Raw genomic sequence first — 19788 nt, forward strand, 5'->3', positions numbered from 1 at the left:
ACCTGGCTGTTAATTCGCTCAAGTCTGCTATTCAGTCTGGCTAATGGCTATAACGTTTAAGCAGCAGGCTAACTAATTGTTGCCTACGCCAACTCATACACATATCGTTACAAAACTGTTCGGTGCGTGCCTGCGTGCTTGAGGCCGACAGCGAGGAAGCGTCAAGACCAGGGATTTCCAATAAGACAGCCAAAGTGAGTGCGTACAAATGTCCTCGAATACGGGCAAAGGCAAGGCGATCTTTCGTGTTGTCAGCGGTAACTTTCTCGAGATGTTCGACTTTATGGTTTATGGCTTTTACGCCACGGCCATTGCCAAGACCTTCTTCCCGGCCGACAGCGCCTTCGCGTCCCTGATGCTGTCGCTGGCAACATTCGGCGCAGGCTTCCTGATGCGTCCACTGGGTGCGATTTTTCTCGGCGCCTACATCGACCGTCATGGCCGTCGCAAAGGGCTGATCATCACCCTCGCCTTGATGGCTGCCGGTACGGTACTGATTGCCTGCGTACCGGGTTACGCCACATTGGGCGTGGCCGCACCGCTGATCGTGCTGTTCGGCCGCCTGTTGCAAGGCTTCTCGGCGGGCGTGGAACTGGGTGGTGTGTCGGTCTACCTGGCCGAGATTGCCACCCCGGGCCGCAAGGGCTTCTTCGTCAGCTGGCAGTCCGCCAGCCAACAAGCCGCGGTGGTTTTCGCCGGTTTGCTGGGTGTGGGCCTGAACCACTGGCTCAGCCCGGAACAAATGGGTGACTGGGGCTGGCGCGTGCCGTTCCTGATCGGCTGCATGATCGTGCCGGTGATCTTCGTGATCCGTCGCTCACTGGAAGAAACCCCGGAATTCCAGGCGCGCAAACACCGCCCTACCCTGCAGGAAATCGTCCGTTCGATCGGTCAGAACTTCGGCATCGTCTTCGCCGGCATGGCGCTGGTGGTCATGACCACCGTGTCGTTCTACCTGATCACCGCCTACACCCCGACCTTCGGTAAAGCCGAACTGCACCTGTCGGATTTCGATGCGCTGCTGGTCACCGTGTGCATCGGCCTGTCGAACTTCTTCTGGCTGCCAGTGATGGGTGCGCTTTCCGACAAGATCGGACGTAAACCCCTGCTGTTGGCCGCGACCATTCTGGCGATCCTCACGGCCTACCCTGCCCTGTCGTGGCTGGTGGCCAACCCGAGCTTCAGCCATCTGCTGATCGTCGAGTTGTGGCTGTCGTTCCTGTATGGCTCGTACAACGGCGCCATGGTGGTGGCCCTGACCGAGATCATGCCGGTAGAAGTTCGTACCACCGGTTTCTCCCTGGCCTACAGCCTGGCGACCGCAACCTTCGGCGGCTTTACGCCGGCGGCATGCACCTACCTGATCCACATACTGGACAACAAGGCTGCGCCGGGTATCTGGCTCAGCGGTGCAGCAGTGATGGGGTTGATCGCGACGCTGGTGCTGTTCCGTGGCAACCGGCATGAACTGCGCACTGCGCAGGCTGCTGTAGTCGGCGGCACCCGGTAAATCGTCTTCGCGAGCAGGCTCGCTCCCACAGGATTTGCAGCGATCACACCCTTGTGATCACTCTGCACATCCAATGTGGGAGCGAGCCTGCTCCGGGCGGCGATCCGACGATGAGGCCAGCCAAGCCAACCTACCCGCAACAGACAAATCCCACCCACAAAAAAGCCCCGACCAAAGTCGGGGCTCTTTATGTGCAGCTAATGCTTAACGCGGGAACGCAGGCGGGTTAACCCCGGCCATGTCTTCCATCACGCGAACCACCTGGCAGCTGTAACCGAATTCGTTGTCGTACCAAACGTACAGAACAACGCGGTTGTCTTGGGTGATGGTTGCTTCAGCGTCCACAACGCCTGCGTGGCGCGAGCCAACGAAGTCGGTGGAAACCACTTCCTGCGAATTGACGTAGTCGATTTGCTTATGCAGATCGGAGTGCAGCGCCATGTAGCGCAGGTACTCGTTCATCTCTTCGCGGGTCGCGGCTTTCTCAAGGTTCAGGTTGAGAATGGCCATCGACACGTTAGGCGTCGGAACGCGGATCGCGTTACCGGTCAGCTTGCCGGCCAGCTCAGGCAGGGCCTTGGCAGCAGCGGTGGCAGCACCGGTCTCGGTGATCACCATGTTCAGCGCGGCGCTACGGCCACGGCGATCGCCCTTGTGGAAGTTGTCGATCAGGTTCTGGTCGTTGGTGTACGAGTGAACCGTTTCAACGTGACCGTTGATGATGCCGAACTTGTCGTTGACAGCCTTCAGCACCGGCACGATGGCGTTGGTGGTGCAGGACGCCGCGGAAATGATCTTGTCATCAGCGGTGATTTCGCCGTGGTTGATGCCGTGAACGATGTTCTTCAGCTTGCCTTTGCCAGGCGCGGTCAGCACAACGCGGTCGATACCCGGGCAAGCCAGGTGCTGGCCCAGGCCCTCGGCATCACGCCATACACCGGTGTTGTCCACCAGCAGCGCGTCTTTGATGCCGTACTGGGTGTAATCCACCTCAGTCGGGTTTTTCGCGTAGATAACCTGGATCAGGTTGCCGTTGGCGGTGATGGTGTTGTTGGCTTCATCAATGGTGATGGTGCCATCGAACGGACCATGAACCGAGTCGCGACGCAGCAGGCTGGCACGTTTGACCAAGTCGTTCTCGGCGCCCTTGCGCACGACGATGGCGCGCAGACGCAGGCCGTCGCCACCACCGGTTTTCTCGATCAGGATGCGCGCCAGCAGACGGCCGATACGACCGAAGCCGTAGAGGACAACGTCGGTGCCTTTGCGCGCGGCAACGTTCTGCTGGCCAACCACGTCAGCCAGTTCTTCACGGACGAACTGCTCGGCAGTACGGCCGTTGCCTTCAGCCTTGAATTTGACAGCCAGCTTGCCCAGGTCGACCGAAGCGGCGCCGAGTTTGAGCTCGCTCATGGCTTTGAGCAGCGGGAATGTTTCGTGGACGGACAGTTCGCTGTCGTCGGACTGGCGATGGCGAGCAAAGCGGTGCGCTTTGAGAATCGCGATGACTGAACGATTGATCAGGCTGCGGCCATAGATCGAGCTCACCACGTTGTTATTGCGGTAGAGCTGACCGATAAGCGGAATCATCGCTTCTGCGAGTGCTTCACGGTCGATCCATTCACCAAGACACTGGTCGGGCTTCTGAGTCACGGGAACCTTCCACATATGTAGGGGCAGAAAAAAGGGGCTACATTATGCCGCCGAGTGCCTCCCGTAGCAATGCGCGCCTGTCGTGCGAGCCGTAACAAAATCCCGTTCAAAAAAATACGTCGCGCTGAAGCCCAATAAAACCGGGGCCTCCAGCATCGTCAATTTTTTGGGGACAGCGCTGCCTTGTCCGTAACCATCCGAAACAGCAGCTCGTTTTGCCACTACATAATCGGCAAAATTCACTAAAAAACCGCTCGATTTTGTCTTTACCACTACATTTCGCCCAAGCCGTGTAATAGACACATCTGCAACTGACAGCCGGCACCAGAGGCCGCTACAATTACCGACTTTGTCGCAACGCTTGGAGCTCAACCTTCCGTGCCCGTTCTGCGTCTACCGCTTCTCCCTGCCGCGGCAGGTAAACAGCACTGGGGCAATCTGCCCGGTGCCGCCCTGAGCCTGGCCATTGCCGAGGCCGCCAGCGCTGCCAAGCGCTTTACCCTGCTACTGACCGCCGACAGCCAGAGTGCCGAACGGCTGGAACAGGAGCTGAGTTTCTTCGCCCCGGATTTGCCGGTGCTGCATTTCCCCGACTGGGAAACGCTGCCCTACGACCTGTTTTCGCCGCACCAGGACATCATCTCCCAGCGCATCGCAGCCTTATACAGGTTGCCGGAGCTGACCCATGGCGTGCTGGTCGTGCCGATCACCACGGCCCTGCATCGCCTGGCGCCGACCAAGTTCCTGCTCGGCAGCAGCCTGGTGCTGGACGTCGGCCAGAAGCTTGACGTCGAGCAAATGCGCACCCGGCTTGAGGCCAGCGGCTATCGCTACGTCGACACGGTGTACGAACACGGCGAATTCACTGTCCGCGGCTCGCTGATCGACCTGTTCCCGATGGGCAGCAAGCTGCCGTTCCGGATCGATCTGTTCGACGACGAAATCGAGACCCTGCGCACCTTCGATCCGGACAACCAGCGTTCCATCGACAAGGTCGACACCGTACGCCTGCTGCCGGCACGTGAGTTCCCGCTGCAAAAGGACGCGGTTACCCGCTTCAAGGCGCGGTTCCGCGAGCGGTTCGACGTCGACTTCCGTCGCTGCCCGATCTTCCAGGATTTGAGCAGCGGGATTACCCCGGCCGGTATCGAGTACTACCTGCCGCTGTTCTTCGATGAAACTTCGACGCTGTTCGATTACCTGCCGCAAGACACCCAGGTGTTTTCCCTGCCGGGCATCGAACAGGCGGCGGAGAACTTCTGGAACGACGTGCGCAATCGCTATGAAGAGCGCCGCGTCGATCCTTCCCGTCCTTTATTGCCACCGGCCGAGCTGTTCCTGCCGGTGGAAGACTGCTTCGCCCGCCTGAAAAACTGGCCGCGCGTGGTGGCCAGTCAACAGGATGTGGAAACCGGCGTCGGCCGCGAACGCTTCCCGGCGCAGGTGTTGCCGAACCTGGCCATCGAAGCCAAGGCCACCCAGCCATTGGCGGCGTTGGCGGGTTTCCTCGACGAGTTCCCCGGTCGCGTGCTGTTTACCGCCGAGTCCGCGGGCCGTCGTGAAGTGCTGCTGGAATTGCTCGAACGCCTGAAGCTGCGACCGAAAACCGTCGACAGCTGGCCGGACTTTGTCGCGAGCAAGGATCGCCTGGCGATCACCATTGCGCCGCTGGACGAAGGCTTGCTGCTGGACGACCCGGCTCTGGCGTTGATCGCCGAAAGCCCGTTGTTCGGTCAACGGGTGATGCAGCGTCGGCGTCGCGAGAAACGCGCCGACGGCAACAACGATGCAGTGATCAAGAACCTCACCGAGCTGCGCGAAGGCGCGCCGGTGGTGCACATCGACCACGGTGTCGGCCGTTATCTGGGTCTGGCGACTCTGGAGATCGATGACCAGGCTGCCGAGTTTCTGACCCTGCAATACGCCGAAGGCGCCAAGTTGTACGTGCCGGTTGCCAACCTGCACTTGATCGCCCGTTACACCGGCAGCGACGATGCGCTGGCCCCGCTGCACCGCCTCGGCTCCGAGACCTGGCAGAAAGCCAAGCGTAAAGCCGCCGAACAAGTACGCGACGTGGCCGCCGAACTGCTCGATATCTATGCGCGCCGCGCCGCCCGCGAAGGTCATGCCTTCGCCGACCCGAAAGCCGATTACGCGACGTTCAGCGCCGGCTTCCCGTTCGAAGAAACCCCGGACCAGCAGACCACCATCGACGCGGTACGTGCCGACATGCTCGCACCGAAACCGATGGATCGACTGGTCTGCGGCGACGTCGGTTTCGGCAAGACCGAAGTGGCGATGCGCGCCGCGTTCATCGCCGTGCACGGCGGGCGCCAGGTGGCGATTCTGGTACCGACCACCCTGCTCGCCCAGCAACACTACAACAGCTTCCGCGACCGCTTCGCCGATTGGCCTGTGAGCGTGGAAGTGATGAGCCGCTTCAAGTCGACCAAGGAAGTGAATGCCGCCATCGCTGACCTGGCCGAAGGCAAGATCGACATCGTCATCGGCACCCACAAACTGCTGTCCGACGATGTGAAGATCAAAAACCTCGGGCTGGTGATCATCGACGAAGAGCACCGCTTCGGTGTCCGTCAGAAAGAACAGCTCAAGGCCCTACGCAGTGAAGTCGACATCCTCACGCTGACCGCCACGCCGATTCCGCGCACGCTGAACATGGCCGTGTCGGGCATGCGCGACCTGTCGATCATCGCCACGCCGCCGGCCCGCCGCCTGTCGGTACGGACCTTCGTCATGGAGCAGAACAAAAGCACGGTAAAGGAAGCCCTGCTGCGCGAGTTGCTGCGTGGCGGCCAGGTCTACTACCTGCACAACGACGTGAAGACCATCGAGAAATGCGCCGCCGACCTCGCCGAACTGGTGCCGGAAGCACGGATCGGCATCGGCCACGGGCAGATGCGCGAACGCGATCTTGAACAGGTGATGAGCGACTTCTACCACAAGCGCTTCAACGTGCTGATCGCCTCGACCATCATCGAGACCGGCATCGACGTGCCGAGCGCCAACACCATCATCATCGAGCGTGCCGACAAGTTCGGCCTGGCCCAGTTGCACCAGTTGCGCGGCCGGGTCGGTCGTAGCCACCACCAGGCTTACGCGTACCTGCTGACGCCGCCGCGCCAGCAAATCACCCCGGATGCGGAAAAGCGCCTGGAAGCGATCGCCAACACCCAGGACCTCGGCGCAGGCTTCGTGCTCGCGACCAACGACCTGGAAATCCGTGGCGCCGGCGAACTGCTCGGTGACGGCCAGAGCGGGCAGATCCAGGCCGTCGGCTTTACGCTGTACATGGAAATGCTTGAGCGCGCGGTGAAGTCGATCCGCAAGGGCGAACAACCGAACCTCGACCAGCCACTGGGCGGTGGTCCGGAAGTCAATTTGCGGGTACCGGCGTTGATTCCCGAGGACTACTTGCCGGACGTTCATGCGCGATTGATTCTCTACAAACGCATCGCCTCGGCCACGGACGAGGAAGGTCTCAAGGACCTGCAAGTGGAAATGATCGACCGTTTTGGCCTGTTGCCGGAGCCGACCAAGAACCTGGTACGGATCACCCTCCTGAAGTTGCAGGCCGAACAACTGGGCATCAAGAAAGTCGACGGCGGCCCGCAAGGCGGCCGAATCGAGTTCGCGGCGCAGACTCCGGTCGACCCGTTGACGCTGATCAAACTGATCCAGAGCCAACCCAAACGCTACAAATTCGAAGGCGCCACGATGTTCAAGTTCATGGTACCGATGGAGCGTGCGGAAGAACGCTTTAATACTGTAGAGGCACTGTTTGAACGCCTCCTCCCGAAAACTGCTTGAAGGACGCCGCATGCGCCTGTTTCGCTCACCGACCTTGTTGATAACGTTGTTGATGACGTCGTTCGCCTCAACGGCGTTTGCCGATGATAAGTATCAGGTTGAAATGATCCTGGTCCGGCAAAATGCCGTGCCGGCAATCGTCAGTCGTGCCGCGCCGGAAGATTGGGCAGCCGGTGCACAACGCATCACCCCGGACAGCCTGCGCACGCCGAGCCTTAATGGCGAAGTGGAAAAACTCACCGCCAGCGCCGACTACACGGTGCTGCTGCACAAGGCCTGGCAGCAGAACCTGGGGAAGAAGCCAGCAAAATCGCGATCAGCGATGGCAAGGAACAGTACGGCCAATTCCCTATCGAGGGCACGTTGAACCTGAAACTGGGGCGTTTCACCGACGTCGACGCCGACTTCTGGGTCAACCAGATCGACGCCAACGGCATGGTCACCGCCAGCGAACGGCTGAAGCAGGAAAGCCACACCAAAAACGGCCAGCTGAATTTTCTCGATAACGGCCACTTGGGCCTGTTGATCAAGATCACTTCGTTGACCGCCCCTGCGCCTCGGCCAGCCCCTGAAGAAATTCCGGACTGATCGACGTCCTTATGCCTCCGACCCTGAGCAAACCCCTCGCACCTTCCTGGGTCAGCCGATTCAAGGAACAGAGCCTGGAGCGTGGCCGTCGCTACGCAATAGAGAATCGTGTCAGGATCGTCGAGGCCGGCGACGCAACGATCATCGCCGCGTGCGAAGGCTCTGGCGGCAACGTTTACCGTCAGACCATTCGCCTGCGCGAGTCGGCCAAAGGCACGTTGCTGATGATCGACGCCACGTGCACCTGCCCGGTCCACAGCAACTGCAAACATTGCGCAGCGGTACTGCTCAAAGTCCAGGAAACCCTGGCCTACCCCGCCGCCGCGCAAGACGCCGAACTGCTGGAAAAACTCCAGGCCGTATTGGAAAACCGCAGACCGAAGGCGTTGCCGCAAGTGCTGGTGGATAACGTGCAGCCAGTGCCGCGCCTGTGGCTGGCGAGCATCGAGTTCAGCGCCTTTGAGCCGCGCAACGGCAAGATGCAGCGCTACATCCAGCATCGTGCGGCGCTGTCCTTCAGCTATCTGGATGAATACGTTTGCGGGCAAAAAAATGCCGACATCCTGATTCGCCAGGAGACACAGACTTTACAGATAAAACGTCACCCGGAAGTCGAACAGGCCTACAGGGAACAGCTACGAATCCTCGGTTTCAAGATCGCCACCCGACAAAGCAAGGCCTTGCCGGAAAGTGCCGGCGAATTGTTCGAGATGGTCAACGACAGCGCCTGGCTGACCCTCACCCTCAACGAACTCCCGAAGCTGCGCACCCAAGGCTGGGAATTGCAGATCGATGAGGATTTCGGCTTCGACCTGACCGCCGTCGACGACTGGTACGCCACCGTCGAACAAGTGCCGGAACGTGACTGGTTTGATCTGGAGCTGGGGATCATCGTCAACGGCGAGCGACTGAGCCTGCTGCCGATCCTGTTGAACCTGATGCGCTCGCACACCGAAATCCTCAACCCGGAACGCCTGGCCCGACGTCGCGACGACGAATTGATCCTGGTGAACATCCCGAATCGCCCGAACTCCGAGTACGGCCCACTGCAAGTCGCCCTGCCCTTCGGCCGCTTGAAACCGGTGCTGGCCACCCTTGGCGAGTTCTACCTGCAAGGGCCCGGCGAAACCACGCTGCGCCTGAGCAAGGCCGACGCCATCCGGCTGAACCCCCTGGAAGACATGCCGCTGCTGTGGGAAGGCGGCGAGCAAATTCGTACATTTGCCCAGCGCCTGCGAGACATCAAGGACTTCACCTCGACCGCACCGGAAGGTTTGAACGCCACGTTGCGGCCGTATCAGCTCGAAGGCCTGAGCTGGATGCAGTCGTTGCGGCAACTGGAAGTCGGCGGGATTCTCGCGGATGACATGGGTTTGGGTAAAACCCTGCAAACCCTGGCGCACATTCTCAGCGAGAAAATCGCCGGGCGCCTGGATCGGCCATGCATGGTGGTGATGCCCACCAGCCTGATCCCCAACTGGCTCGACGAAGCGGCGCACTTCACGCCTCAGCTCAAAGTGCTGGCGCTGTACGGCGCCAGTCGCAAAAAGCACTTCGAAAGCCTGGCCGATTACGACCTGATCCTGACCACCTACGCGCTGCTGCCCAAGGACGTTGAAATCCTCGAGGCGGTGCCATTACACGTGCTGGTCCTGGATGAAGCGCAGTACATCAAGAACCCCAACAGCAAGGCCGCCCAGGCAGCTCGTGAACTGAATGCTCGCCAGCGCCTGTGCCTGAGCGGCACACCACTGGAAAACCACTTGGGCGAGCTGTGGTCGCTGTTTCACTTCCTGCTGCCCGGTTGGCTTGGCGATGTAAAAAGCTTCAACCGCGACTACCGCGTGCCGATTGAAAAGCGCGGCAGCGAAGTACGACTTCAGCACCTCAACGGTCGGATCAAACCGTTTCTTCTGCGCAGGACCAAAGAACAGGTCGCGACAGAACTGCCGCCGAAAACCGAGATTATCCATTGGGTCGAGCTCAACGAAGCGCAGCGCGACGTGTACGAGACCATGCGCCTGGCCATGGACAAGAAAGTCCGCGACGAGATCACCCGCAAAGGCGTGGCCCGCAGTCAGATCATCATTCTTGAGGCGCTGCTGAAGTTGCGACAGGTGTGTTGCGATCTTCGCCTGGTCAACGATGCCGTCCTGCCCACTCGCGGCAGTACGTCCGGCAAGCTCGACAGCTTGATGGAAATGCTCGAAGAGCTGTTCGAGGAAGGTCGGCGGATTTTGCTGTTCTCGCAGTTCACATCGATGCTGGCGCTGATCGAGGAGGAACTGAAGAAGCGCGGCGTTGAATACGTCATATTGACCGGGCAAACCCGTGACCGCCGCGCGCCGGTCAAGGACTTCCAGAGTGGCAAACGTCAGATTTTCCTGATCAGCCTGAAGGCTGGCGGTGTGGGCTTGAACCTGACCGAAGCCGATACGGTGATTCACTATGACCCGTGGTGGAACCCGGCGACGGAAAACCAGGCGACCGACCGGGCTTATCGCATCGGCCAGGAGAAACCGGTGTTCGTCTATAAGTTGATTGCCCGGGGCACCGTCGAAGAGAAAATTCAGCATCTACAGAAGGAAAAGTCCGACCTGGCGGCGGGCGTACTGGATGGACGCTCGACCGGGGACTGGAAGTTGCAGAGCGATGATATCGAGGCGTTGTTTGCGCCGTTGCCGGACAAGCTCGAGAAACGTTGAGATTGGGGGTGCCTGATAGATCGCCATCGCGGGCAAGCCTTGCTCCTACAGGGTTTGAGTCGTTCGCGTATTAGTGATCAACTCAAAACCTGTAGGCGCAAGGGTTGCCCGCGAAGGGTCAACTCGACATAGAGACTTGTTTAGCCCTTGAGCACCCGCGCCAGCGTCGACTTCACCTTGCCCATCCCGTCATGCAACGCCTGCTCGATTTCGGCCATGGTGATCACCGCCGTGGACTTGCCCGCCGCCGGGTTCACCACCAGCGCCAGGCAGGCGTAATCCAGTTCCAGCTCACGGGCCAGCGCGGCTTCCGGCATGCCGGTCATGCCGACGATGTCGCAGCCGTCACGCTCCAGTCTTGCGATTTCAGCGACAGTTTCCAGACGTGGCCCCTGGGTGCAGGCGTACACACCATGACTGCTGTAGCCAACGCCTTCAGCCGCCAACGCGGCAATCAACTGCTGACGCAGTGGCTCGCTGTAGGGGTAGCTGAAATCGATGTGCGTGACGTGTTCAAGGTCATCGGCGAAATAGGTGTGTTCGCGACCGCTGGTGTAATCGATCAGTTGATGGGGCACGCAAAAATGTCCGGTGCCCATCGCGGCATGAATCCCACCCACGGCGTTGACCGCGAGAATCGCTTCGGCGCCGGCCTGTTTCAGCGCCCAGAGGTTGGCGCGGTAGTTCACCTGATGCGGCGGAAAACGATGCGGGTGACCGTGGCGGGCCAGGAACAGCACTTCCTTGCCGGCGTACTCACCAATGTGCACTTCGGCCGAAGGTGGGCCGTAGGGCGTATCTACTGCCAGTGACTGACGAATGCTCAGGCCTTCGAGTTGAGTCAGGCCGGTACCGCCGATAATCGCGTAAATCGTCATAACGAAACGTCCTTAATCAATCAGTTGAGCTTCTTTGAGCGCGCCGACAGCAGTCAGCCAGCGCGGGTCTTGGCGGTATTCAGTGCCGGCGAAGGACTGCCCGCGCATCCGCGCGATACGCGGCGACGGCTTAACCTTCATCCGCTGGGCGGCGCTCAGGGCCAGTTCAGCGGCCGCACGGTCGTTGCATACCAGACCCATGTCGCAGCCGGCGGTCAGTGCGGCTTCGATACGGCTGGCGGCATCACCGACTACATGGGCACCGGCCATGGACAGGTCATCACTGAAGATCACGCCATCAAACTGCAACTCGCCGCGCAGGATCTCCTGCAACCAGCGCCGAGAGAAACCGGCCGGTTGGGAGTCAACCTGTGGATAAATGACGTGGGCCGGCATGACGGCGGCCAGTTGCTTGCTCAGGCGAGCGAACGGCACCAGGTCTTTGGCGCGGATCTCGTCGAGGCTGCGCTCGTCTTTGGGAATGGCGACGTGCGAATCCGCCTCAGCCCAACCGTGACCCGGAAAATGCTTGCCAGTGGCCGCCATACCGGCACTGTTCATACCGCGGATGAAGGCGCCGGCGAGCAGTGCTGCGCGCTCGGGATCGCCTTCGAACGAGCGGGTGCCGACTACAGCGCTGCGCTGGTAATCCAGGTCCAGCACCGGGGCGAAGCTCAGATCGAGGCCGACGGCAAGGACTTCTGTCGCCATGATCCAACCGCACTGCTCGGCCAGGTATTCGGCATTCGGGTTGTCGGCGATGGCGCGCATGGCCGGCAGTCGCACGAAGCCTTGGCGAAGACGCTGAACCCGCCCGCCCTCCTGGTCCACCGCCAGCAGCAGATCAGGACGAATGGCGCGGATCGCGGCGCTCAGCTCGCGCACCTGACGCGGGTGCTCGATGTTGCGGGCGAAAATGATCAGGCCGCCCACCTCGGGCTGGCGCAACAATTGGCGATCTTCGGCCGTCAGCCAGGTACCGGCGACGTCCACCATCAACGAGCCTTGCAGGCCAGCAGTCATAGAGATTCCTTGAAAACGATAAACCCGCCTCGCACGGATTCGCCGCCGAGGGCTGTGCCCGGCAGGTCGGCGATATCAATGGGAAGCGGGTTCAAAACGAGAGTCGGCATGGGCGGCTAGCTTAGCGGATGTCAGCTGCCGCGCCCACCCGTGTGCGGTTAAACCTTGGCGGCAGCCGGGGCCGACTTACTGCGCGGACGCAACTGCGCGGTGGCCATGGTCGTATCGGTGACGCCAGTTTCGGCACGCATGCCGGCGGCCAGGAACGGCACCATCAGGCGCATCACTTGCTCAATGGAGGTGTTGACGCCGAAATCGGTTTCGGCGATTGCGCGCAAGGCCTTGATCCCCGACATGCTGAACGCCGCAGCGCCGAGCATGAAGTGCACGCGCCAGAACAGTTCGATCGGCGGGATACGCGGCGCGGCTTCGTTGACCAGCATCATGTAGCGACGGAAAACCTTGCCGTACATGTCTTCGAGATAACGACGCAGGTGTCCCTGGCTCTGACTGAAGGCCAGGCCCAGCAACCGCATAAAAATGGAAAGGTCATTGCCGCTGCGTGGCTGCACCACCAGGGCTTGCTCGACGAGGATTTCCAGCAGCTCTTCAAGCGTCGGCTTGTTTTCCGGCTTGGCTTGACGTCGCTCCAGCTCTTTATCGAGGCTGAGGCAGAACGGCCCGAGAAAACGCGAGAAGACGGCCTGAATCAGCGCCTTTTTCGAGCCGAAATGATAGTTCACCGCCGCCAGATTCACACCCGCCTTGCTGGTGATCAGACGCAATGAGGTTTCGGCGAAACCTTTTTCCGCGAACAACTGCTCGGCAGCATCGAGAATGCGTTCAACGGTTTCCGACTGGGCCATGGCTACTCCGCCTGACAAACACTTGTTTGAAACATACGTTTCAGACCAGGCGTTGTCAAGCCTGGCGGTTCGTTTTGGGAATGGTCAGTCATCTATTTAACCATACAACAGCAACGCGTTAACCAGCCGAGGGACAGACCGTCCAGCGGCAGGCAAAAAAAGGGGCATTGCCAAGCGCAGTTCACTGTATATAATCCCAGTCACTGTATAAAAAGACAGAGCGATCACTATGATAAAACTGACGCCACGCCAAGCAGAGATTCTGGCCTTCATCAAACGCTGCCTCGACGACAACGGTTACCCGCCGACCCGTGCGGAAATCGCTCAGGAACTGGGGTTCAAGTCGCCGAACGCCGCTGAAGAACACCTCAAGGCGCTGGCCCGCAAGGGCGCGATCGAGATGACCCCAGGCGCTTCTCGCGGCATCCGCATCCCCGGTTTCGAAGCCAAGGCCGACGAATCCACACTGCCAATCATCGGTCGTGTGGCTGCCGGTGCGCCCATTCTGGCTCAGCAACACATCGAAGAGTCCTGCAACATCAACCCGACCTTCTTCCATCCGCGTGCCGACTATCTGCTGCGGGTGCATGGCATGAGCATGAAGGATGTGGGCATCTTCGACGGCGACCTGCTGGCCGTTCACACCACCCGTGAAGCCCGCAATGGCCAGATCGTGGTGGCGCGGATCGGCGATGAAGTGACCGTCAAGCGTTTCAAGCGCGATGGCAGCAAGGTCTGGCTGATTGCCGAAAACCCTGAGTTCGCCCCCATCGAAGTCAACCTGAAAGATCAGGAACTGGTGATCGAAGGCTTGAGTGTCGGCGTCATTCGCCGCTAAAGGAGGCTTTATGCAGTTCCCCCACACACCACAGCAAGCCCAACTGCCGTTGTTCGAGGCATTCATGGCGCAACCGCTCGCGCCGATCCTGAAGAACGTGGTCGAGTCGCCCTGGAGCGCGGAACCCGAAGTCTTCAGCGAGCTGTCACTGCGTGGGGCAGCAGGAAACTGCCTGAACCTTCTGGCCCCCATTCTCCGGGAACTGAGTCAGGACCAGGACGCACGCTGGCTGACGCTGATCGCCCCGCCTGCCAGCCTGACCCAGGCCTGGCTGCGGGACGCAGGCCTGAACCGCGAACGCATCCTGCTGCTGCAACCGCGCGGCGCCCAGAGCGCTCAACAGCTGACTTGCGAAGCCTTGCGATTGGGACGTAGCCACACGGTCGTTAGCTGGCTCAACCCACTGAACGCCAGTGCACGGCAACAGCTGATCAGCGCCGCTCGCACCGGGGACGCTCAAAGCCTGAATATTCGACTGGGTTAACGGACAAACAATGTGCGCCTTGAACAGCGCCAGGCTTCTCCAGGGATAGAGAAGCCGATCTGTAGCGGTATCAGTAGAAACCGACGGACGGGATCAATGCAGGATCCGCGGCTCTTCATCTTTATTGAATTCGCCTTCAACCAGGCGCCCCGCCATCTGCACACCAACGCTTAGCATCGCCTTGGCGACTTCCACGTGATTGCCTTGAAGGAACGCTTTGGCATCCTCGGAGAAATCCAAAGTAACCAGAGAACCCTCGTCCTCAGCCCTGCGCAGCTCGATTCGGCCGTCTGGTAACTCGACAATTTCTAGAAAGGACGTTGGCATAAAGGTCTGTTCTCCACGAAAGGCGGGGATTATATAGGCATCGGCCAGGCTTCGCTCGAGATCTTGACCAGAAGTCATTGCGAAGGATATCCGTTAACACTCATCCCTGAACGGACACCCCCAACCGGCCATCCGTGACATCGATCAATCCGTCAGCACTCGTTCAACCCCTCACGAAAGCGAATCGCCAACCCTTTCAGGTTCTGACGCCAGCTCTCCAATTCCTCCCGACTCAGCTCCTGAGGCGCCTCCTCCTCATCCAGGTTAACCGCCATGATCAATGGCTGTGTCACGTCACCCTTCGGCTTGTGCGGCACCCGTGGCGGCTGAAACAGTGCAGCGTGGGCTGCCAACAACTTGGCCAGCCAGGTTTCCGAATTATTGGCCAGCTCGACCAGCTCAGCCATTTCCGGAATGGCGATGGCTTCCAGCACTTCACGTGTCAGCAACATTTCCGCGCGTGGCGCATTCGCCTGAGGCAAGCGATAGAAACCGGCGATTTCATGGCACAGCCCCAGCAACGCACCATAAAGATGGAACAGCGCCGATTCGCGCCCGGCCTGAATCAGCGCCAGGGAATTCATTGCCCGCCCCTCTTCAGCTCTGGCGAGTGCTTCGAGCGACAGGCCGGCGAAATAAATTTTCTGGTTGGTACGGGTATAGAGTTCGTGGGCCATGACGGCAGCCTCCACAGCGAAATAGTTACTTCACACAGACCCGACAGTGTCGTGGATCACCCAAGCTGACCGCAAGTCCAAAACAAAAGGCCGCATGAACATCCGAGGATGCTCATGCGGCCTTTTGTGTACAGCGTCTTTTAAGCTTTAGCCGCCGGACGCTTGTCTTCAACCGTCCACTTGCCGCCATCGTAGTACGCTTTCCAGCCAGTCGGCTTACCGTCGACTTCTGTCTGCACGTACTGCTCTTTGGTCTTGCGGCTGTAACGGATCACGGAAGGCAGGCCATCCGGATCTTTCTTCGGCGCTTCACAGAGGAAGTGGTACTTCGGATCGATCTCATCCTTGTGCGGTACGATCTCGATCACCAGCGGAGCACGAGTCTCGCGGTTTTTCGGGAACTGGCTCGCCGCCAGGAACAGGCCGGAGGCACCGTCGCGCAGGATGTAGGTGTCGTTGACCTTTTCGCATTTCAGCTCAGGCATCTTCACCGGGTCCATCTTCGGCGGTGCCGCATCACCGCTTTTCAGCAGTTTGCGGGTGTTCTTGCACGTTGCGTTGGTGCACCCGAAGAACTTGCCGAAACGGCCGGTCTTGAGCTGCATCTCGCTGCCGCACTTGTCGCATTCCAGGCTCGGACCTTCGTAGCCCTTGATGCGGTAGCTGCCTTCTTCGATTTCGTAGCCATCGCAATCGGGGTTGTTACCACAGATGTGCAGCTTGCGCTTCTCATCCAGCAGGTAAGCGTCCATCGCTGTGCTGCAGATCGGGCAGCGGTGCTTGCCACGCAGGACCAGGGATTCCGACTCACCTTCGTCGTCCGCGGCGATTTCGTCGCCCGGCACCAGGTTGACGGTGGCCTTGCAGCGTTCTTTCGGCGGCAGGCTGTAGCCCGAACAACCAAGGAACACGCCGGTCGAGGCCGTACGAATCTGCATCGGACGACCGCACACCACGCACGGAATGTCAGTCATCACTGGCTGGTTGGCACGCATGCCGCCTTCAGCGCTTTCGGCTACTTCGAGTTTTTTCTTGAAGTCGCCGTAGAACTCGTCCAGCACGTTTTTCCAGTCGCGTTCGCCCTGGGCCACGTCATCGAGGTTCTCTTCCATGCCGGCGGTGAAGCCGTAGTCCATGAGATTGGAGAAGCTCTCGGCCAGACGCTCGGTGACGATGTCGCCCATCTTTTCCGAGTAGAAACGACGGTTGTGCAGCGCGACGTAGCCGCGATCCTGGATGGTCGAAATGATCGCTGCGTAGGTCGAAGGACGACCAATGCCGCGTTTTTCCATTTCTTTTACCAGGCTCGCCTCCGAGTAACGGGCCGGCGGCTTGGTGAAGTGCTGGGTAGGATCAAGCTTGATCAGCTTCATCGCGTCGCCCTGGGCCATGTCCGGCAGCACGTCGTCATCGCCTGGCTTGGCGATTTGCGGCATGACGCGGGTGTAGCCGTCGAACTTCAGGATGCGACCCTTGGCACGCAACTCGAAATCACCGGCACCGACGGTCACGGTGGTCGACAGGTATTGTGCCGGCAGCATCTGGCAAGCGAGGAACTGGCGCCAGATCAGCTCGTAGAGCCGCTCAGCGTCACGCTCCATGCCCGACAGTTTGCTTGGCTCGGTATTGGCGTCGGAGGGACGAATCGCTTCGTGAGCCTCTTGTGCGCCTTCCTTGCTGCTGTAGACGTTCGGGTTTTCCGGCAGGTACTTCTTACCGAACTCGCCCTCAATATAAGTACGCGCCATCGCCACCGCATCAACCGAGAGGTTGGTGGAGTCGGTACGCATATACGTGATGTAGCCCGCTTCGTACAAACGCTGGGCCATCATCATGGTTTTCTTCACACCGAAGCCCAGGCGGTTACTCGCAGCCTGCTGCAGGGTGGAGGTGATGAACGGTGCCGACGGCTTGCTGCTGGTCGGTTTGTCTTCACGCTTGACGATGCTGTAGCTGGAAGACTTGAGCTTCTCCAGCGCGGCCATGGCCTGGGTTTCGTTGAGCGGCTTGAAGGCTTCGCCTTTCTCGCGAGCCACGTCAAAGCGCACGGTGGCGCCCTTGGCGGTGCCGAGGTCAGCGTGAACTTCCCAGTACTCTTCCGGGTTGAACGCGCGGATTTCTCGCTCACGCTCAACGACCAGTTTTACCGCAACCGACTGCACGCGACCGGCGGACAGGCCGCGAGCGACCTTGGCCCACAGCAGCGGCGAAACCATGTACCCGACCACGCGATCAAGGAACCGGCGCGCCTGTTGGGCGTTTACACGGTCGATGTCCAGCTCGCCTGGCTTGGAGAAGGCTTCCTGAATCGCCTTCTTGGTGATTTCGTTGAACACCACGCGCTTGTAGCGGCTGTCGTCACCACCGATGGCTTCGCGCAGGTGCCAGGCAATGGCTTCCCCCTCGCGATCCAAGTCGGTTGCGAGATAGATGGTGTCAGCATCCTTGGCGAGCCGGCGCAGCTCTTCGATGACCTTCTCTTTGCCCGGGAGGATCTCGTACTTGGCTTTCCAGCCATGATCGGGATCGACACCCATGCGCGAGACGAGCTGCTTGCGCGCCTTCTCTTTCGGCGTGAGCACCGGACCTTCACCCGCGGCGGCCTTGCCGCGCTTGGCGGCTGGCTCTTTGCTGGCGCTAGCCGAACCGCTGGTGGGCAGGTCTCGGATATGGCCGATACTCGACTTCACCACGTATTGGTTACCCAGATACTTGTTGATGGTCTTGGCCTTAGCCGGGGATTCCACAATGACCAGCGATTTGCCCATGGATCAGAAAATTCCTGAATTCTAGAAGTGAAAGGCGGTTGGCGCCTGACGCGGCACCGCTATATATAGTGGCTACAAGGTGAGGTCAAGCGCAGGGTTTTGCGCGCACTCAGCTTATGGCTTGGAAAAAAGGCTCGGTTCGGCTTGCACCAAAGCAAAGCGCGGGACCTGTTCGCCGTCAACCTCGACCGACTCCAGGAACATGCTCAAGGGACGTACCCAAAAGCCGTAATCGCCATACAGGGCTTGGTAGAAGACCACTTCCTCTTCGGTCTCGGAATGCCGCGCAATGCTGAATACGCGGTACTGCGGACCTTTGTAATGTTGGTAGAGCCCAGGTTGTATCGGCATGCTTTGGCCCTCACTCAAATCTTTTCAAAATAAAAATAAAAATAAATTCAGAAAAACAAAAACCGGGGCACTGGGCCCCGGCTTCCATCAACGAGACGCTTAAACGCGTTCGAAGACGGTGGAGATGCCTTGGCCGAGACCAATGCACATGGTGGCTACCCCGAAGGTGCCGCCATTTTGCTTCATCACGTTCAGCAAAGTGCCGGAGATACGTGCACCGGAACAACCGAACGGGTGACCCAAGGCGATCGCGCCGCCGTGCAGGTTAACCTTCTCGTTCATCTTGTCGAGTACTTTCAAATCTTTCAGCACTGGCAGGGCCTGTGCGGCGAAAGCTTCGTTGAGCTCAAAGAAGTCGATATCGTTGATCCCCAGGCCCGCACGCTTCAGTGCTTTCTGGGTGGCTGGTACTGGACCATAGCCCATGATCGCCGGGTCCACACCTGCCACAGCCATCGAACGAATCACCGCCATAGGCTGGATACCCAGGTCCTGTGCACGCTGCGCCGACATCACGATCATGCACGAAGCACCATCAGTGATTTGCGACGACGTACCGGCTGTCACGGTGCCGCCCTTTGGATTGAAAGCAGGCTTCAGAGCCGCCAGGCTTTCCAGGGTAGTCTCCGGACGAATGGTTTCGTCGTAGTCGAACAGTTTCAGGAAACCGTTCTCGTCGTAGCCCTGCATCGGGATGATTTCGTCTTTGAACTTGCCTTCCAGGGTCGCCTTGTAGGCCAACTGGTGGGAGCGCACGCCGAAAGCGTCCTGTTGTTCACGAGTGATGCCGTGCATTTTGCCCAGCATTTCAGCGGTCAGGCCCATCATGCCCGAGGCTTTCGCCGCGTACAGGGACATGTGCGGGTTCGGATCGACACCGTGCATCATGCTCACGTGACCCATATGCTCGACGCCGCCAACCACGAACACGTCACCGTTGCCGGTCATGATCGCTTGCGCAGCGGTGTGCAGCGCGCTCATCGACGAACCACACAGGCGGCTGACGGTCTGGCCGGCAGCAGTGTGGGGGATCTGAGTCATCAGGGAGGCCATGCGCGCGATGTTCCAGCCCTGCTCCAGGGTCTGGTTTACGCAGCCCCAGATCACGTCTTCGACTTCGTTCGGGTCAACCTTGACGTTGCGTTCCAGCAGCTTGCTGATCAGGTGCGCCGACATGTCTTCGGCGCGGGTGTTGCGGTGCATGCCGCCCTTGGAGCGGCCCATCGGAGTACGACCGAAGTCGACAATCACGACGTCTCTTGGATTCAAGCTCATAAAATTTCACTCTCGCT

Annotated in this window: 14 protein-coding genes and 1 pseudogene; 6 read left to right on the forward strand and 9 right to left on the reverse strand. The window is 59.7% G+C overall.

Going from position 1 to position 19788, the window contains the following annotated elements; genetic code table 11:
• The first annotated feature begins 208 nt into the window (after positions 1-208).
• On the forward strand, positions 209-1510 hold the full coding sequence (tcuC, locus tag JFV26_RS12730) for an MFS transporter (RefSeq protein ID WP_201192803.1): 1302 nt from the start codon (positions 209-211) through the stop codon (positions 1508-1510).
• 204 nt (positions 1511-1714) lie between these two features.
• Here the strand turns inward: tcuC and JFV26_RS12735 are convergent, their stop codons facing one another.
• On the reverse strand, positions 1715-3178 hold the full coding sequence (locus JFV26_RS12735; protein WP_201192806.1) for a glyceraldehyde-3-phosphate dehydrogenase: 1464 nt from the start codon (positions 3176-3178) through the stop codon (positions 1715-1717).
• A gap of 363 nt (positions 3179-3541) precedes the next feature.
• Between JFV26_RS12735 and mfd the strand changes: the two genes are divergently transcribed.
• The 3 genes and pseudogenes from mfd to JFV26_RS12750 all read left to right on the forward strand — a co-directional run bounded on the left by mfd (position 3542) and on the right by JFV26_RS12750 (position 10284).
• Positions 3542-6991, forward strand: a complete 3450-nt coding sequence (gene mfd / locus JFV26_RS12740) for a transcription-repair coupling factor (RefSeq protein WP_201192809.1) — start codon at positions 3542-3544, stop codon at positions 6989-6991.
• A gap of 10 nt (positions 6992-7001) precedes the next feature.
• Positions 7002-7579 (forward strand): annotated as a pseudogene (locus tag JFV26_RS12745) (CsiV family protein).
• Positions 7580-7590: 11 nt separating this feature from the next.
• Positions 7591-10284 carry a DEAD/DEAH box helicase gene (locus JFV26_RS12750; RefSeq protein ID WP_201192812.1) on the forward strand — a complete coding sequence of 898 codons (2694 nt, stop codon included), beginning with the start codon at positions 7591-7593 and terminating at the stop codon, positions 10282-10284.
• Between the two features lie 140 nt (positions 10285-10424).
• On the opposite strand, the gene JFV26_RS12755 is transcribed toward JFV26_RS12750, so the two are convergent.
• The 3 genes from JFV26_RS12755 to JFV26_RS12765 form a co-directional block, all read right to left on the reverse strand.
• Complete coding sequence (locus tag JFV26_RS12755; RefSeq protein ID WP_201192815.1) at positions 10425-11162, reverse strand: S-methyl-5'-thioinosine phosphorylase; 738 nt, start codon at positions 11160-11162, stop codon at positions 10425-10427.
• Positions 11163-11174: 12 nt separating this feature from the next.
• On the reverse strand, positions 11175-12173 hold the full coding sequence (nagZ, locus tag JFV26_RS12760; RefSeq protein WP_201193150.1) for a beta-N-acetylhexosaminidase: 999 nt from the start codon (positions 12171-12173) through the stop codon (positions 11175-11177).
• A gap of 170 nt (positions 12174-12343) precedes the next feature.
• Complete coding sequence (locus JFV26_RS12765) at positions 12344-13051, reverse strand: TetR/AcrR family transcriptional regulator (protein ID WP_201192818.1); 708 nt, start codon at positions 13049-13051, stop codon at positions 12344-12346.
• 229 nt (positions 13052-13280) lie between these two features.
• On the opposite strand from JFV26_RS12765, the gene lexA reads away from it, so the two are divergent.
• Together lexA and sulA are read left to right on the forward strand one after the other, a co-directional pair.
• A complete protein-coding gene (lexA, locus tag JFV26_RS12770) occupies positions 13281-13889 on the forward strand; it encodes a transcriptional repressor LexA (RefSeq protein WP_201192821.1) in 609 nt (202 codons plus the stop codon).
• A gap of 10 nt (positions 13890-13899) precedes the next feature.
• Complete coding sequence (gene sulA / locus JFV26_RS12775) at positions 13900-14373, forward strand: SOS-induced cell division inhibitor SulA (protein ID WP_201192824.1); 474 nt, start codon at positions 13900-13902, stop codon at positions 14371-14373.
• 93 nt (positions 14374-14466) lie between these two features.
• On the opposite strand, the gene JFV26_RS12780 is transcribed toward sulA, so the two are convergent.
• The 5 genes from JFV26_RS12780 to fadA all read right to left on the reverse strand — a co-directional run bounded on the left by JFV26_RS12780 (position 14467) and on the right by fadA (position 19771).
• Complete coding sequence (locus JFV26_RS12780) at positions 14467-14700, reverse strand: hypothetical protein (RefSeq protein ID WP_123403749.1); 234 nt, start codon at positions 14698-14700, stop codon at positions 14467-14469.
• A 152-nt stretch (positions 14701-14852) separates the two neighbouring features.
• A complete protein-coding gene (locus tag JFV26_RS12785) occupies positions 14853-15377 on the reverse strand; it encodes a DUF6586 family protein (protein ID WP_201192827.1) in 525 nt (174 codons plus the stop codon).
• 140 nt (positions 15378-15517) lie between these two features.
• Entirely contained in the window at positions 15518-18145 is a 2628-nt protein-coding gene (gene topA / locus JFV26_RS12790; protein WP_123512252.1) for a type I DNA topoisomerase, read from the reverse strand.
• A 114-nt stretch (positions 18146-18259) separates the two neighbouring features.
• Complete coding sequence (locus tag JFV26_RS12795; RefSeq protein ID WP_046047845.1) at positions 18260-18496, reverse strand: DUF1653 domain-containing protein; 237 nt, start codon at positions 18494-18496, stop codon at positions 18260-18262.
• Positions 18497-18595: 99 nt separating this feature from the next.
• Positions 18596-19771: an acetyl-CoA C-acyltransferase FadA gene (fadA, locus tag JFV26_RS12800; protein ID WP_201192830.1), complete on the reverse strand. Its 1176-nt coding sequence runs from the start codon at positions 19769-19771 to the stop codon at positions 18596-18598.
• Between the last annotated feature and the right edge of the window lie 17 nt (positions 19772-19788).

Origin of the sequence: Pseudomonas sp. TH31 (assembly GCF_016650815.1) — a bacterium.
Taxonomy (GTDB): Bacteria; Pseudomonadota; Gammaproteobacteria; order Pseudomonadales; family Pseudomonadaceae; genus Aquipseudomonas.